This window comes from Mangrovibacterium lignilyticum (genome assembly GCF_010882175.1).
Classification (GTDB): Bacteria; Bacteroidota; Bacteroidia; order Bacteroidales; family Prolixibacteraceae; genus Mangrovibacterium; species Mangrovibacterium lignilyticum.
In genome coordinates, this window is record NZ_WKLH01000001.1 from 1,322,276 (window position 1) to 1,339,296 (window position 17,021).

Annotated in this window: 16 protein-coding genes; 6 read left to right on the forward strand and 10 right to left on the reverse strand. The window is 43.5% G+C overall.

All coding sequences use genetic code 11. The annotated features are described in order from the left end of the window. Positions 1-9: 9 nt before the first annotated feature. From GJV22_RS05425 to GJV22_RS05445, 5 genes are all read left to right on the forward strand, one after another. A complete protein-coding gene (locus GJV22_RS05425) occupies positions 10-240 on the forward strand; it encodes a DUF6132 family protein (RefSeq protein WP_163706908.1) in 231 nt (76 codons plus the stop codon). Further along, entirely contained in the window at positions 227-538 is a 312-nt protein-coding gene (trxA, locus tag GJV22_RS05430; RefSeq protein WP_163709801.1) for a thioredoxin, read from the forward strand. Before GJV22_RS05425 ends, trxA begins: the two co-directional genes overlap by 14 nt. Positions 539-795: 257 nt before the next feature. Continuing rightward, positions 796-1,386 (forward strand): HAD family hydrolase, encoded by a 591-nt coding sequence (locus GJV22_RS05435; protein WP_163709803.1) that lies wholly within the window; start codon positions 796-798, stop codon positions 1,384-1,386. Then, positions 1,383-2,252: a UbiA prenyltransferase family protein gene (locus GJV22_RS05440; protein ID WP_163709806.1), complete on the forward strand. Its 870-nt coding sequence runs from the start codon at positions 1,383-1,385 to the stop codon at positions 2,250-2,252. The genes GJV22_RS05435 and GJV22_RS05440 overlap by 4 nt, the downstream gene beginning before the upstream one ends. 6 nt (positions 2,253-2,258) lie before the next feature. Continuing rightward, positions 2,259-3,992, forward strand: a complete 1,734-nt coding sequence (locus GJV22_RS05445; protein ID WP_163709809.1) for a hypothetical protein — start codon at positions 2,259-2,261, stop codon at positions 3,990-3,992. A gap of 18 nt (positions 3,993-4,010) precedes the next feature. On the opposite strand, the gene GJV22_RS05450 is transcribed toward GJV22_RS05445, so the two are convergent. The 7 genes from GJV22_RS05450 to sufB all read right to left on the reverse strand — a co-directional run bounded on the left by GJV22_RS05450 (position 4,011) and on the right by sufB (position 12,384). Next, positions 4,011-4,613: a hypothetical protein gene (locus GJV22_RS05450; protein ID WP_163709812.1), complete on the reverse strand. Its 603-nt coding sequence runs from the start codon at positions 4,611-4,613 to the stop codon at positions 4,011-4,013. A 56-nt stretch (positions 4,614-4,669) separates the two neighbouring features. Then, the gene (locus GJV22_RS05455) at positions 4,670-4,993 is read right to left on the reverse strand and encodes a hypothetical protein (protein ID WP_163709814.1); all 324 of its coding nucleotides are present in this window, start codon (positions 4,991-4,993) and stop codon (positions 4,670-4,672) included. A gap of 504 nt (positions 4,994-5,497) precedes the next feature. Further along, the gene (locus tag GJV22_RS05460; protein ID WP_163709817.1) at positions 5,498-6,718 is read right to left on the reverse strand and encodes an aminotransferase class V-fold PLP-dependent enzyme; all 1,221 of its coding nucleotides are present in this window, start codon (positions 6,716-6,718) and stop codon (positions 5,498-5,500) included. A 188-nt stretch (positions 6,719-6,906) separates the two neighbouring features. Next, a complete protein-coding gene (locus GJV22_RS05465; protein WP_163709818.1) occupies positions 6,907-8,616 on the reverse strand; it encodes an LVIVD repeat-containing protein in 1,710 nt (569 codons plus the stop codon). 161 nt (positions 8,617-8,777) lie between these two features. After that, the gene (gene sufD, locus GJV22_RS05470; RefSeq protein WP_163709821.1) at positions 8,778-10,142 is read right to left on the reverse strand and encodes a Fe-S cluster assembly protein SufD; all 1,365 of its coding nucleotides are present in this window, start codon (positions 10,140-10,142) and stop codon (positions 8,778-8,780) included. Between the two features lies 1 nt (position 10,143). Next, complete coding sequence (gene sufC, locus GJV22_RS05475) at positions 10,144-10,893, reverse strand: Fe-S cluster assembly ATPase SufC (RefSeq protein WP_163709824.1); 750 nt, start codon at positions 10,891-10,893, stop codon at positions 10,144-10,146. Positions 10,894-10,938: 45 nt separating this feature from the next. Then, a complete protein-coding gene (gene sufB / locus GJV22_RS05480) occupies positions 10,939-12,384 on the reverse strand; it encodes a Fe-S cluster assembly protein SufB (protein ID WP_163709828.1) in 1,446 nt (481 codons plus the stop codon). Positions 12,385-12,523: 139 nt separating this feature from the next. Here sufB and thiL point away from each other — a divergent pair, with 139 nt between their 5' ends. After that, entirely contained in the window at positions 12,524-13,573 is a 1,050-nt protein-coding gene (gene thiL, locus GJV22_RS05485; protein ID WP_163709831.1) for a thiamine-phosphate kinase, read from the forward strand. A gap of 185 nt (positions 13,574-13,758) precedes the next feature. Here thiL and lpxA read toward each other — a convergent pair whose 3' ends face one another. The 3 genes from lpxA to lpxD are packed head-to-tail and all read right to left on the reverse strand — an operon-like array spanning position 13,759 to position 17,016. Beyond that, the gene (gene lpxA, locus GJV22_RS05490) at positions 13,759-14,541 is read right to left on the reverse strand and encodes an acyl-ACP--UDP-N-acetylglucosamine O-acyltransferase (RefSeq protein WP_163709834.1); all 783 of its coding nucleotides are present in this window, start codon (positions 14,539-14,541) and stop codon (positions 13,759-13,761) included. 12 nt (positions 14,542-14,553) lie between these two features. Further along, entirely contained in the window at positions 14,554-15,951 is a 1,398-nt protein-coding gene (locus GJV22_RS05495; RefSeq protein ID WP_238480286.1) for a bifunctional UDP-3-O-[3-hydroxymyristoyl] N-acetylglucosamine deacetylase/3-hydroxyacyl-ACP dehydratase, read from the reverse strand. Between the two features lie 18 nt (positions 15,952-15,969). Continuing rightward, positions 15,970-17,016 (reverse strand): UDP-3-O-(3-hydroxymyristoyl)glucosamine N-acyltransferase, encoded by a 1,047-nt coding sequence (gene lpxD / locus GJV22_RS05500; protein ID WP_163709837.1) that lies wholly within the window; start codon positions 17,014-17,016, stop codon positions 15,970-15,972. Between the last annotated feature and the right edge of the window lie 5 nt (positions 17,017-17,021).

Consider the following 17,021-nt stretch of genomic DNA (forward strand, 5'->3'; position numbering starts at 1 on the left):
TTTTCGGCAATGAAACTGAAGGCATTTTTACTCAAACACAAATGGCAAGCCCTGGGAATCGGAGTCGGTATTATTGCCGGCTACCTCTACTGGTATTACATTGGCTGTACTTCGGGAACATGTCCCATTCAATCGAACTGGCATACAAGCTCCTTATACGGAGGGCTGCTGGGCTATTTCATCAGCGATCTGAAAAAGAAACCTCAAGCCAAAAAGGAAGATCAGGATGGAACAGTTTAAGACAATCATCAACAGCAACACGCCGGTTCTGGTCGATTTTTTTGCCACCTGGTGCGGCCCCTGTAAAATGATGGCTCCTATCCTTGAACAGGTAAAAAGCCAACTGGGCGAAAATATTCGTATCCTGAAAATTGATGTGGATAAAAATCCGGCTCTTGCCCAACAATTTCAAATCCGCAGCGTCCCCACCCTTAAAATTTTTCAAAACGGACAAGTAAAATGGACCGGCAACGGTGTTGTGCAAGCCGATCAGCTAGCCGCTGTCATTCAATCCGTAACGAGACTGCAGGCAACTTAAAGACATCAAACAGTCCATCATAAAAAAAAAACGATGATGACTTAAAAATATAGCGCTTCTATACCCGAGATGGAGTCTATTTACTAAAAGCAAGCAAAAGGGAGAGAAAAGCGAACAGGAACTCGTACGAGTTCCTGTTTTTGTTTTTGTTTGATATCTATTGACGAAGCCTTGTCCAAAAAGAGCGTCGCACCAATTTTTTTTTTTACTCTCTCCAAATAATACGTTATATTCAACATCAAAAATAGATAGTCAATATGCCCCTTGCCTTATTCGATTTTGACGGAACACTAACACAAAGCGATTCTCTCATTCAATTTATTCGATTTACGAAGGGGAATTTTCGCTTTTTAACAGGAATGTTCTTCAACTTCCCAACGCTGCTGGCGCTTAAAGCCGGTGTGATTTCAAACCAGAAAGCCAAAGAAATTATCTTCACTTATTTTTTCAAAGGAACCAAAAACAAAGATCTCCTACGCCTAGGCGAACAATTCTCCAAGAAAATAATCCCGGGGTTGATTCGATCAGAAGCGAAACAGACGTTAAGTAGATTCCAATCGGAACAAATACGGATAGTGATCGTTAGCGCTTCATTTTACTTTTGGCTAAAAGATTGGTGCTTAGATAATAATTTCGATTTAATCGCAACTGAGCACGAGACCATTGACGGGCTAGTTACCGGGAAAATCAAAGGTCGAAACTGCCACGGCATAGAGAAAGCAAGGAGAATTCGGAACTCTTACAACTTAAGTGAACACCGACCTGTTTACGCCTACGGTGATAGCCAGGCAGACAGAGCAATGCTCAATTTGGCTGACTACAAATGGATGAAATGGAAACCACAATGAATCAACCCTTTATTCAAGTCCTAAAAATCCCACATTACCTGAAGAATCTGTTTGTATTTCTTCCGCTTTTCTTTTCAACCCAACTCCTGCATGTAGACCTGATTTTAAACGCAAGCCTGGCATTTATTTGCTTCTGCTTGATGGCAAGCTCTGTTTATATTTTCAACGACATAGGGGACCTTCAGGAAGACCAGTTACATCCAGAGAAAAAGTGTCGACCGATAGCTGCAGGCAAAATGAGCATCCGAAAAGCCCGGCTACTTGAAATAAGTTTAGCAAGCATTTGCTTAATTCTAAGTCTCACCATTTCGCTAAAGCTCACCCTCCTATTGCTTAGTTACAAAGTCCTGAATATTTGCTACACACTCTTTCTGAAAAAAATTGCAATTGCTGACGTGCTGACAATAAGCCTCGGGTTCGTCCTGCGGATCCTTGCTGGCTCGCTCTCTACTGGCATCGTCTTATCTTCATGGATCGTGATCATGACGTGTCTCCTGGCCTTGCTGATTGCCCTCGGAAAAAGAAGGGTCGATGTCCTCTACTACAGGAGACACAACATAAAGCTCCGAAAGGTGGTTAGCGGCTACGGAATCCGGACGATAAACATATTAATGATAATAATTTCAATTATCATCATTCTCGTGTACATCATGTATACTATCGCGCCAGAAAGCATTCAACGAATTGGCTCCCAATTTCTGTTTGAAACTACCTTTTGGGTTGCTGCCGGGATTTCTCGCTACCTGCAACTCATATTCATCAAACATTCATCCGATCCGCCCGTTCAGATGCTTTTGAAAGACCACCCTTTAAAATTGATTCTCTTGGGATGGATACTAAATTTTTGTTATTTCATTTATCTCTGAAACCCCATGAAATACTTCAAAAATATCACCGAATGGCAGATCCTATTCCTTATCCTAACCTGGCAAATATTACTCACTTTCCAGGGTCTGGATCTGGCCGACACCGGTTTTCACCTGTCAGCTTTTCATTTTATTTTTAACGATCCCTATTCGGTACAATATTCGATGATGTTTTGGCTGTCCGACGTCTGCGGCGCTTTATGGATGAAGCTTTTCCCTGCCGGAGGGCTTTATTGGATGAGAATTGGCTGGGTATTCGTATCAAGCTCAACATTCTTGGTTTTTTATCATTTACTACGCCTTGTCGCCGACCGGAAACCAGCTTTGATCAGCTTATCGATCACAACGGTGTTTATTCTTCGCGGAGGTCCTGAATGTTTGAACTACGATCTGTTCACTGCTTTGGGATATAGCCTCAGCTTGCTTTTTATGGTAAGGGGGCTGTTAACACCCAAAGCCTACCTACTTTACCTTTCAGGTCTCCTGCTAGGTATAAGCTTCTTTTTTAAACTATCCAACATCAGTTCCCTGGGTTTTCTTTTGCTCATCCCTTTTTTCGGCATCATCTCACACACCGAACGAGCGACAATTTTAAAAAATATCGGGATTACAATTGCCGGGATCATTACCGGAGCAACACTTATTTTATTGTTAATTAAAGAATTGGGGCATTGGCAATTATTTTGGGAGAACATTCGGTTTATTGTTTACATGGGAGCAGACCAGCAAGCTTCTCACGGATTAAAACCGATGCTTCTTTCCTATCTTTACGGATACGCCAATGCGTTCGTAATGTTGACTGTGTTTCTAATTGCAGTAGTCATATTGAACAAGTTTCATCAACGTCATCCTCGACTCCTACAAGGGCCTAACAGCAACCGTTTACTGGTTATTATGGCAAGCATCTTGCTGCTGTTCCTTATCTTCCTCCCCGACCCGGTATGGAGTAAAATCAGGTATCTGTTTATCGGGCTCATGCTGTACTACGGTATTTATGAAATGTTAAATCTCAATACAAACAAAACGATTCGTTTGCTGGCTTTTGCCGGTTTGCTCCTGTTGGTTATTACCCCTCTGGGGTCCGACTCGGGACTGGGAAAATCGATTTGGGGAATGTGGCTTCTGGGACCGTTGCTACTGATCGGTACTCCCTCATTCAACAAACTAAAAATACAGCCCCCTACCAAAGAATTGGTTGACGTACTCCGAAAAGCTGTGGCAATCCTTCTACTTGTAAGCGGAATAGTCTACGCTTGGCAACACACCTACTTCGATACCGGATCGAGATTTCAGAAAACCTACAGCATCAGACACCCGAAGCTAAAACTAATTTATACCTCCCCCGCACGAGCAAATGCAATGAATGAACTAATAAAAGACGGCTTACCCAAATTGAAAGACCAAAGCTACTTATTGTCCTTCATCGAAATACCGCTTTTCAATTACCTGACCGACAAGCAGCCCTTTATTTCAACATCGTGGCCCAAGCTGTATTACAAGCCGCAAACCTTTCGTGACAAACTCGCAGAGGCTCTGATTCATCGCAAACAGTTACCAGCAATCATCCGGCAAACGCAGGCAACCAAACTTGCTGACTGGCCATCAGACGGCCCCGGGCACTTCGACGACTGGCCCGGGCATTTGCGCGTGCTGGACGAATTCACCAGCCAATACCATTATCAGGTTGTTTGGGAAAATGAAATATTTCAAGTGCTAATTTGTGAAGAGAACGGGAAGTAAAATGCAGGTCGTTCCTCTTCAGTAAAAGTGAATGCGCACCAACATCTCCGGATAACAGTATTCGAACAAGCCTTTTTCGTACAAACGGTTAGCCGTAGTTACTATGTCAACATCCGGCTTTCCGGCAACCAGCAATAATTTACGCGGATCGCGACGATATTCCCGACTGATATTCAGCCCATAATAACGAAGCAAACGCTGAAATCGATCCACACTGGCTTCTTCTTTCAAGCGTACCTCTATTTGTCTTGTAAAATAGAATGGATCCTGTGAATTGAGATGGTAATACAGACCCGCAACGTACTCGATTCGCTCGTCATGCCACAACAACCTCCAGAGGTCATCGGCGGTATTGGGCGGAAAAAGCCTGACTTCCAATTGACGGCTCTGCCCCTCCTGCGCCATATACGAATCGGGCCGGACAATACCGGTTTCCTGCAACAAGCGATCCAAATCGCTGGCAAAAATGTTAGCACTCCCTATACGGGCCACCTGCGGATCGCCTTTTTCAAAGAAAACCTTCTGACCAACATTGTAGTAATAATTATCCTGTGCATTCAGTTTGGTTAACAGGAAGCAAAAACAGCCAAGCAGTAAGATAAATGGACAACGAAACAACATAGGCGAACTCTCCTTTCTATGTATTGAACTAAAAGCGGTCTAAGCACCGTCCCGCCTTAACTCCTCATCAGCGAAATAGCTTCTTTCAACACTTTCTGCTCCAGTTCAAGCTCTTTAACACGCTGTTTCAAAGCCTCGTTTTCGCTGTTGTCACTGTAGTCCGGCTCCTGATAATCGAACTGCTCGGCCAGCTCGCGAAAGAAATTATACTTTAAAGCCTCCGATAATTCGGCCAACCGTTGTACCTGCAGCTTCTCCCGATCCAACAGCTGATGAGTACCTGAGTACGTAATATCCAACTCGCGAGCCAGTTTCCGAATATTCATTCCGCGTTTTTGAACCTGACGGTTAACCATTCTTTTAAGTTCCAGTTGTTCCATGATTTCCGGTTTTCAGCATAAGTTACGAACTTCCTGCTTTAAAACCACCCAAAACAAATATTACTTCCTGTTATTGTCAACTATATTGAAGTTATTATTACTTGCAATAAACTTACACATCACGATACCAGCATTTCAGTTGTATAGTTTCCTTGAATGCTTACTTATATTGCAATATACATTATCTATATTGCTCATCTACTTTCTTATACCTCACTTTTTCTTAATGATATTTCAACATCACAACATCATCAACAACAAATCCTTATATGTTTTCAACATGAATTACTGCATGACTTACAGTTGCATAAAAATAGTTAAGAATAGAGGACATATTTTACAGCAAAAAGCAATTAAAGTCAATGAATGATAACAGGATGTACAGAAAAACAGGAACTTAGTCGTCCCATAAACGGGAACGACTTTCCTTCAGGGGAAAGAGCGAGAAAAAGAGTTGGGAAACAGTCGAGGCAACCGTATTATCCGGCTAGTCCTGGGCCGGAATTAGCTCAACATCATCACCAGCTTTTTCAAAGCGGCGATAAACTGGTCAATTTCCTCGAAGGTGTTGTAAACAGCAAAGGAAGCTCGGATGGTTCCTGTAACATTGTAATGCTGCATGACGGTGTCGGCACAAAGGCGCCCGGAACGAACAGCAACCCCCATTTTATCGAGCATCGTGCTGATATCGAACGAGTGAATACCTTCGATATTGAAGGTGATCACGCCCGACTTCTCGTCTTGGGTTCCGTAAATAATCATCCCGGGAATCTCCATCAGCTTTTTAGTCGCATAAGCCAGCAGTTTATGTTCGTATTCCGCGACTTCTGCTACACCCAGGTTCTCCAGGTATTTAATGGCTTCACCAAAAGCTACTACCCCGGTAATGTGTGGCGTACCGGCTTCAAATTTATAGGGCAGGTCGTTATAAATCGTTTTCTCAAAGCTTACTTCCGAGATCATCTCGCCCCCACCCTGGTAAGGTGGCATTTGCTCCAGTAATTCTTTGCGGCCGTAAAGCACACCAACACCGTTGGGTCCATACATTTTGTGGGCTGAAAAAACATAAAAATCGGTATCCATATCCTGCACATCGACCGGCAGGTGCTTCACCGCCTGAGCGCCGTCGACCAACACCTTCACACCAGCTGCATGGGCTTTAGCGATGATTTGTTTCACCGGGTTGATTGTGCCGAGTGTGTTGGCCACATGAGCCACCGCAATGAGTTTGGTTTTCGGATTGATGAGTTCATCCAGCTTCTCAATCATCAGGCGACCATTATCCTCAAAGGGCAACACCCGGATTTTTGCTCCTTTGCGGCCAGCCACCATTTGCCAGGGCACAATATTGGCATGATGCTCCATTTCGGAAACAATGATCTCATCACCTTCACCGATAAAAGCCTCGCCAAAAGAAAAAGCCACGAGGTTAATGCTCTCGGTTGTTCCTTTGGTAAAAATGATTTCCTCGCGATTGGGAGCATTAATAAAGGCTTTCAACTGATCGCGAACAGCTTCGTATTCGATAGTCGCTTTGTCAGCCAGAAAATGTGCTCCGCGGTGGATATTCCCATAATATTCAAGGTGCAACTGCTCCTCCTTCTTCAAAACCTGCATAGGTTTTTGCGACGAGGCAGCACTATCAAAATAAATCAGTGGTTTATTGTAAACCTTCTGATCCAGAATCGGGAAATCTTTTCGTATGCGGGCTATATCGAGTGTCATTGTTCATTCCATTTTATGCAGTCTCACAAAGCTACTAATTTTTTAATTAGAGGAATGATTTCGGATGCAGCGCGAAAAGGGATTAACAATCCAAAAACATTGCAGTCCCCTTCCATTTGTAAGAAACAACGGAAAACAAAAAAATCCACCCCTAAGGATGGATTTTTGCTATCGTTATTTTTACTTAACTACAGTTTCACATTGCCGGTCTCGTCGGTGTAATCACCAATAATTTCGCCGCTATTGTTGATCGTCACATCACCGTAAACAGCAATCGAACTACTGCTGCCTACAAACTCGAGCGAACCACCGCTGTTAACAATTAAATCGCCGTAAACGACCAACGAACCGTCAACAATCATTTTCTGGTTCACAATCAAAGAAGTCCCGCTGCTTGCATTTCCGTTCTTTTTCTGGCCCGTTGCCAAAGAACCGATGATCACAAACTCACCTTGTGAGTTCACATTCACATGCTGGCTGACGGCCAACGAGCCACACCAGATCAATTGAGCACTGATGTTCATTCCTCCCAAGCTGGCAGAACCACTGTAAGCCTGATCGTCATTTGAATTCACATTTAACCAGCTGTTTCCGGTATAGGCAGGGTAACTGCTACAAGTATATGTTGGCGTTTCTTCGCCAGTGTCACCCTCATCATCAGCACAGCTAAGGACTTTCAAGATTTTCAATCCCCCTGTTCCGTCTGCAACAAAGATGTAATCGTCGCCGCTCTTAACGTAGTTTGCAGAACCTTCAAGGCTCAGTCCGCCAATTTCAACCGGGTTATCCAAGCCATTGGCAACTAAACTATATACGACAACACCGGCAGCACCCTCGGCCATAAAAATGTGTTCGTCGTTCACTGTTACCGCATTACAAACCACTTCTTCAGCGATAATCTCAGGATCAGTAATAGAAGCGACCGGAATAGAAATTTTCTGAGAACCGTCGGCCAGGCTGTAAACACCCAAACCGTCATATCCTTCCGACACTAAAACATGGTTGTCATAAAAATCGATTGTACGCTTGGCTTCAGCAACATCGCTACTAACCGTGAAGCTTGTCGCTTCAGCCATTGTACTCAACGTGTAAACATGCACACCTTGTGTTCCACTCAGGGTTACCAGCTTGTCGCCATCAATACCTACAGCACGAAGATCATCCGTATTGATTGAAGAAGTCAACAGATCTTCACTAAATGTAAAAGTTGAAAGCGCACCAGTATTACCCGACACACAATAGTAATCGTTCTCTCCGGCAACCACATCCGTTCCAACGTAGCTGCTTAACTCGATAAACAGAATGTCATCTGAAAGCATGTCGCCATCCAGGGTCATTTTCACCAAAACGGCAGGGTTAGTAACGTTTTCGTAAGCATCGACATCGCGCGCTCCGGCCATGTACAGCACACCATCCTTAATGGTCAGCGAACTGATATCCATGCTCGGGAAAACAGCATGCATCGCTAACTGCGGCATCGTTGGATCCGAGATATCGATTGCATCAACAGCTCCCAAATAGCTTGCTCCTTTCACATTATAAGAAACGTAAGCATAATTGCCGTTGAAGCAGACGTGCGTGGCCTGTAACACCAAACCATCATACTCGGGAGCATCAACTTCCGCAATCAGCATAAGGGGTAAGTCACTGGCAACTTCAGAATCAATTGTAGCAGATTTACTGATATACGATTCCGTACTAAAGAAATTTTCAGGCATTGCAGGCATACCCTGTTTTTCAACTACGCCGGCATTATCGGTATGGACACGGCTGTCCAGGTTTTGTAATTGAAGAATAATTTTTTGATCACTTTGAGAATCTGAGTTTGAATTTTCCGAATCGCAAGCAAACATAATCATCCCAATCAACACAAGCACATAAAATCTAGTTTGTCTCATAAAGAACTGGTTAAACAAGTATTACTAAGTCACAACATTCCCTTTTACTTCGAATCGCTTATTTCTGTGGTATGGAGCTGCTAATCTAAGAAAGAATATCCTTAAAAAGCAAAAAGACTCGCAAATAACGAGTCTTTTACAATATATATTATACTGATCTATTAATTTATGTCGCACGAGTGACATTTGGCTAACTCACCTTTCAGGCGTTTTTCCACCAACTCGTCAATCCGATCGCGTAATGCCTCTACTCTGATTTCCTGTACAACCTCATGAGCAAATGCATTCATCAGCATCATACGGGCATCGTTCTCGTTGATCCCACGTGCACGCATGTAGAACAAAGCGTCCAAATCGATTTGACCAACCGTTGCCCCATGGCTACATTTTACATCATCCGCATCAATAATCAACTGCGGTTTTGTATTCATCTTCGCCGTGTCGGTCAACAATACATTGTTATTACGCTGGAAAGCATTGGTTTTTTGTGCATCGCGGGCCACATGAATACGGCCGGTAAATGCGCCTACAGAATCCTCATCCAACACATTTTTATATAGCTGATTGCTCAAGCAATTCGCCTTATTGTGCAATATATTGGTAAAATTATCCACGTGTTGACGTTTGTCCGTAAATGACATTCCAAAGACACCGGCTTCAGAATGCTCGCCATCCAGACTCACGACAAGGTTGTTCCGGATTAATCCACCATGCAAACAGGCGACACCCGATAACAAGTTCGATTTCTCTCCAACTTTAAAGAAGCTTGAATTCACCGAGTTCGACTTGTTATTCTGATTCTGTATCGTGTAAACATCAACCACTGCACCATCACCCACAAAGACTTCGGTCACGTTGTTTCCTAAACAATCAATTGAGCTCAAAGTATGATCGCAGAAAATTACTTTTGCTTCAGTCTTAGCCCCGGTAATAATCAAATTACGTTGGGTTGAGAACGTTGCTTCCTGACCACGGGTCAGGTTGATCACCTGAATAGGTTTTTCCAATTTCACACCTTCGGGCACATACAGGAAAAATCCATCCTTCGCAAAGGCAGTATTCAACGCAACCAACGGATCGTTTGACAAAGCTGCCTGACGATTCAAATAATTCTCCAACAACTCGGGCTGTTCATTGGAAATCTGTTTCAAACTACCTGCCACAACACCTTCCGGTAAACCTTCCAATTGGAGGTTGCGTGCATAATACCATCCGTTAATCAACAAAACAGTATACGTATCGAGCTGCGGAACATCGCATTGAAACACTTCATTCAGGTCTACGTCAACGGTTTCATAGGCCAACACGTGGCGATACTCTTTCCCGAAAACACGTTCCAGATTCGTGTATTTATAATCCTCGTTTTTAAAGCCTGGTACACCGACCTGCTCAAAACGTTTCATGGAGACATCACGCATGCGATTCAGCAGCGGCGAAGAACCTTCGTCGAGCAGGCTGCGCTTCTCCTTATATAGTTCGCTGTACTTTTCGCTTACAGCTTTTTTATTGATTCGCGTTTGAGTCATCTTAAACCAATTCTTTTTTAATCCAGTCGTATCCTTTTTCTTCCAACTCCAGAGCCAGCTCTTTACCGGCCGACTTGACGATTTGTCCGTTGTACAACACGTGTACAAAATCGGGCACAATATAATCGAGCAAGCGTTGGTAGTGAGTGATCACGATGGTTGAATGCTCAGGGCTTTTCAGAGCGTTAACGCCTTCTGCAACCACTCGAAGGGCATCAATATCCAATCCGGAATCAGTTTCGTCCAGAATAGCCAGTTTCGGTTCGAGCATGGCCATTTGGAAAATTTCATTTTTCTTCTTTTCACCACCCGAGAAACCTTCATTTACTGAACGGTTTGTCAGTTGAGAATCCAAGTGAAGCATGTCTTTCTTTTCACGCATCAGCTTCAAAAATTCGCCGGCAGTTAAAGGCTCCAAACCCTTAAATTTGCGGTGCTCATTGACAGACGTCTTCAAAAAATTCACCATTGGAACACCCGGAATTTCTACCGGATATTGAAAGCTCAGGAATAAACCTTTGCGGGCACGATCTTCAGGAGATAAATCCAACAGGTCTTCACCCAGGAAGGTAACTTCACCTTCTTCAATCTCATAGCCTTCACGACCCGACAATACATTTCCCAAGGTACTTTTACCGGCACCGTTTGGTCCCATAATCGCATGAATTTCACCCGGCTTAATTTCCAGGTTGATTCCCTTTAATATTTCTTTGCCTTCAACTGAGGCTCTTAAATTCTTTATTGTAAGCATATCTGTTTTTATATTCCAAGTTTCACATTCAATATTCTACGGGGATTAACCCACACTTCCTTCCAAACTAATCTGCAACAACTTTTGTGCTTCCACTGCAAACTCCATTGGCAGCTTGTTCAACACTTCCTTCGCGTAACCATTTACAATCATACCAATGGCATCTTCAGTTGAGATACCGCGCTGGTTACAATAGAAAATCTGATCTTCGCCAATTTTTGAAGTTGTCGCTTCGTGCTCAATGATGGATGACTTATTCGCCACTTCGATATAAGGGAACGTGTGAGCACCACAATTCGACCCCAACAGCAGCGAGTCGCACTGTGAGAAGTTACGGGCGTTGCTTGCTCCCGGCATTACTTTCACCAACCCACGGTAAGCATTGTCGCTTTTCCCGGCAGAGATCCCTTTCGAGATAATCGTACTTTTCGTGTTTTTACCAATGTGGATCATCTTTGTACCGGTATCTGCCTGTTGGTAATTATTGGTTAGCGCCACCGAGTTAAATTCGCCAACTGAGTTGTCGCCCATCAGAATACAACTTGGATATTTCCAGGTAACTGCTGATCCGGTTTCAACTTGCGTCCAACTAATTTTTGATGATTCGCCACGGCAGATGCCACGTTTGGTTACGAAGTTATAAACTCCGCCTTTACCGTTCTTATCGCCGGGATACCAGTTCTGAACAGTCGAATATTTCACATTGGCACGGTCCAGTGCGATAATTTCGACCACTGCTGCGTGCAACTGGTTTTCGTCGCGCATCGGAGCCGTACAACCTTCGAGGTAACTTACCTGGCTATCGTCGTCAGCAATGATCAGTGTACGCTCAAACTGACCTGTTCCGGAAGCATTGATCCGGAAATAAGTTGACAATTCCATCGGGCATTTAACGCCTTTCGGAATGTAGCAGAATGAACCGTCGGAGAAAACCGCAGAATTCAAGGCTGCAAAAAAGTTATCGGTAACCGGAACAGACATTCCAAGATACTTTTGAATCAAATCAGGATGCTCTTTCACGGCTTCAGAAAAAGAACAGAAAATAATTCCTTTTTCAGCCAGCGTTTCCTTGAATGTCGTTTTTACGGACACACTATCAATAACAGCATCAACAGCGACACCTGATAATATTTTTTGTTCTTCGAGTGGAATGCCGAGCTTATTGAATGTTTCCAACAAATCGGGATCTATTTCATCCAAACTTTCATATTGTGGTTTTTTCTTTGGAGCAGCGTAATAAATGATTTCCTGAAAATCGATTGGTGGAATCTTCAGATAAGCCCAATCCGGCATGGTCATTTTTTGCCATTTGCGGAAAGCTTCCAGTCGAAAATTCAGCATGAATTCCGGCTCTTCCTTTTTCGCCGAAATCACCCGGATAACATCTTCATTCAGACCTTTTGGAATGGTATCCATGTCAAAATCAGAGCTAAACCCGAACTCATACTCCTTCGACGTTACTTCATGTAATATTTTATCTTGTTCTTCCATATTCTTTAAGAGTATATTCTGTGGTAGTTATAACAATCCTTTGAACACCAAGTTTAAAAATTATTGCAAAGATAAGTAAGTAAGCGTATTTTTGCCGATTCATAGTACAATTCACACGTCATAGTCTGATATTTAAAACATGGATAATAAAAAAGCGACATCGATTGCAAGCTTGGGCGAATTTGGATTAATTCATCACCTGACAGACCGGATTTCGATCAAAAATGAAAGCACAATTAAAGGCGTTGGCGACGATGCTGCGATTGTTTCCTACAATGGAAAACAACAAGTTGTCACCACTGATTTATTGGTTGAAGGCATTCATTTCAACCTTATGTATGTTCCCATGAAACATCTGGGTTACAAGTCGGTCATGGTCAATCTTTCGGATGTTTTTGCCATGAACGCGATTCCCAAACAAGTGACCGTTTCGATTGCGATATCCAGTAAGTTTTCCGTTGAAGCATTGGATGAGTTATATGAAGGAATATACCTGGCTTGCGATAAATATGGTGTCGATGTGATTGGCGGAGACACCACCAGTTCTCTGACCGGCCTATTAATTAGCATAACAGCTTTGGGTGAAATTGAACCGGGCCAGGCAGTTCTGCGCAGCGGAGCTAAAGTGAATGACCTGATTTGCGTATCGGGCGATTTAGGCGGTGCTTACATGGGTTTGCAACTGTTGGAACGCGAGAATGAAGTCTATAAAGTGAACCCCAATGAGCAGCCTCAACTGCAAGGCTACGATTACATTTTGGAACGTCAGCTAAAACCTGAAGCCCGCGGAGACGTGACGCAAGCACTGAAAACATTAGGCGTAACACCAACTTCGATGATCGATATCTCCGATGGTCTTTCGTCGGAACTGATGCACATTTGCACCCAATCGAAAGTTGGCTGCATGATTTATGAAGAAAAGATCCCGATGGACCTTCAAACCCGGAACTTTGCCGAAGAGCTAAGCATTAACCCGTTGGTGGCCGCGCTGAATGGCGGGGAAGATTACGAATTGTTGTTCACGGTACCGATTTCCGATCACGATAAAGTTAAAAACGACCCGGACATTACCATCATTGGTCACATTACCGAAGCAAGTACCGGCACCAACCTGGTAACCGGAGCTGGCTCTGTTATTCCGCTGCAGGCCCAGGGCTGGAACCCCTTACAGGGAGAAGAGAAAGCATAAAAGCAGCCGTTTCATCTTCCTGTCAGGACGTTTTCGCAGAGAATGCTGTAATCTTAGCAATGCGTGCGGCAGGTCTCTCCAACGGTGAAAAGGAAGTCAAAAAGAGCTAAAGGCTGCTACACGAAAATGAAAAGAGGCTGTCAATGTTGACAGCCTCTTTTCATTTTCGCTTATTTTGTTTGCAATTAATCCGGGAAATAACCACGGATAATTCCACGTTTTGAGTCTTTTACGAACAACAGAATTTCGTCGCGTTCGGTCGTCGCAGGCATTTCTGCTTCGATAATCTCAATGGCTTGAGTTGTATTCAATCCTTTTTGGTAAATATACCGGTAGATATCCTGTACTTCGCGAATTTTATCGTTGTTAAAGGCGCGACGCCGCAACCCGATTGAGTTGATCCCAACATACGAAAGCGGCTCACGACCGGCTTTAATAAACGGAGGAACATCTTTACGAACCAATGAACCACCGGAAATCATCACATGCGTTCCAACATGTACGAACTGATGAATCGCTGTCATACCGCCGATAATCGCCCAATCGTCAATCGTTACTTCACCAGCCAGCTGCGTGCTGTTTACCAGAATCACATTGTTACCGACCAGACAGTCGTGGGCAACGTGAACATAGGCCATGATGAGGCAGTTATTACCAATCGCAGTTTTGCCACGCGCAATGGTTCCACGATTTACGGTAACACACTCACGAATGGTTGTATTATCGCCAATTTCAACCGTTGTATATTCTCCTTTGAATTTCAAATCCTGAGGAACAGCTCCAATAACAGCTCCGGGGAAAATACGACAATTTTTTCCGATTCTAGTTCCCGGCAGGATGGTAACATTAGATCCGATACGAGTACCTTCACCAATAATAACATCTTTGTCTACAGTCACAAATGGTTCAATCACCACGTTGTCCGCAACCTTCGACTCGGGATGCACATAAGATAATGGTTGTTTCATTTTATATTGTTTTCAATACTTTTCAGTTTTTACAATCTGAGCCATAAATTCACCTTCCGCAACTAAAGTCTTGCCAACATAGCATAAACCTTTCATATTTGCAATACCTCTGCGAATGGGCGAAGTTAATTCCATTCTAAATATTAGCGTATCACCGGGAACAACTTTTCTCCGGAATTTCACATTATCAATCCGGATGAAATAGGTTGAATATTTCTCGGTCTTGTTGTGAAGAACATACAAACCGCCACACTGAGCCATAGCCTCTACCAAGAGAACGCCGGGCATAACAGGCTCATCCGGAAAATGTCCGGTAAAGAAGGGTTCATTAACAGTCACATTCTTTATCCCTACGATAAACTCATCGTTAATTTCAGTCACCTTATCGACCAACAAAAAAGGGAAACGATGAGGCAGAAATTGTCGGATTTTATTCACGTCCATTACCGGCTCCAATTCAGGATTGTAAACCGGAATAGCATTACGTTTTTTGCTTTGGTATTCTTTCTTCAGCAGTTTGGCAAACTCTGTGTTTGCTCCGTGGCCAGGTTTGGTGGCAATAATGCGCCCTTTAATCCGGACACCTGCCAGGCTCAAATCACCAACAACATCCAATAACTTATGACGGGCACATTCATTTTCAAAGTGCAAGTCCAGATTATTCAGAATACCTGTTTCCTTTTGTACTTCAACATGATCGTGTTCAAACAAGTCAGCCAAACGGTCAAGTTCTTCTTGCTCGATATGGTGATCCATTATCACAATAGCACTGTCAAGATCGCCGCCTTTTACCAGGTTATTTTGAAGCAGGAATTCCAGTTCCCGCAAGAAAACAAAGGTCCGGCAGGGAGCAACTTCACTTTTGAAATCCGCTAAATTGTCGAGCGCTGCAAACTGATTATTTAAGACGCTTGAATTGAATGAAATCATCACATTCAACCGATAATCATCATCAGGCAAGGCGATCAACTCTGACCCGGTCTTCGGATCTTTGTATACGATCTTCTCTGTAATTTCGAAATACACTCTTTCGGCTTCCTGTTCAACAACTCCCGCTTTTTCGATTGCTTCAACAAACATACGGGCGCTACCGTCCATAATCGGCATTTCCTGGTTGTCAATCTCGATCAGGACATTGTCCAAATCCATGCCAACCAAGGCAGCTAGTGCATGTTCAATGGTACTTAGGCGGGCTTCGCCTTTTACAATAACGGTTCCGCGAGATGTGTCGCCAACCAATGAGGCATCAGCCTCCAGAATAGGCTGTCCTTCGAGGTCAACCCGTTTAAATTTAAAGCCATGGTTTTCGGGAGCAGGTTTGAATACTGCATTAACCTGGCAACTGGTATGTAACCCTTTTCCGCTAATTGAAAATTCTTTAGCTAAGGTTTTTTGCTTATCTGTCATCATGCTGTAAATGTCCGAAGTTTACTCTTCGTTTAATTTTGCTTTTAATTCCTTGACTTCTCTTTGAAGCTCATTCAGCGAATCACGCAATTCGGGCAGGCGTCGGTAAACCACATAGGCTTTCAAAGCCCGATCGTGATCCATTGCCGGTGCGCCAAGCACAATTTTTCCTTCTTTAATATTGTTCGTAACGCCAGCCATTGCGCCAATCGTCACCTTATCACCAATGTTTAGGTGACCTGCGACTCCAACCTGGCCGGCCAGTATACAATTCTTTCCAACTTTTGTCGATCCGGCAATACCAACTAAGGCGGCCATCACCGTGTTTTCACCAACTTCGCAGTTATGGGCAATCTGAATTAAGTTATCCAGTTTGGCTCCTTTGCGAATAATAGTTGACCCCATCGTAGAACAGTCGATCGTGGTGTTTGCGCCAATCTCAACATCGTCCTCAACAACCACGTTCCCAACCTGCTGTATTTTCTTATAAGAACCATCAGGCGTTGGAGCAAATCCGAAACCGTCGGCACCGATAACGGCGCCGGCATGGATAATACAATTATCGCCAATTACGCAATCATCGTAAATTTTCACACCTGCATATATAATGGTATTGTTTCCTATTTTAACATTGCTTCCAATGTATGCTTGCGGGTAAACTTTGGCGCCATCGCCAACTGTAGCGTTAGCTCCGATATAGGCAAACGCGCCTACATAAATATTGTCGCCAACTGTTGCTGATGAGTCGATAAAGGAAGGCTGTTCAATACCGAACTTTTGTCCTTTTGATTGTTGATATAATTCCAACAAAGCAGCCATGGATTGGTAGGGATCTTCTACTCTGACAAGCGTACACTTCACCGGTTTTTCGGGCACAAAATCGTTCTTCACTAATACGATGGACGCCTCTGTATCGTACACGTATTTTTCGTACTTTGGGTTAGCTAAGAATGCCAAGGTTCCGGGCTTACCGTCCTCAATTTTAGACACATTGCTTACGCTAACATTTTCATCGCCGTCAATTGTTCCCTGAAGAAACTCGGCAATGGTGATTGCTTTAAATTCCATATTTT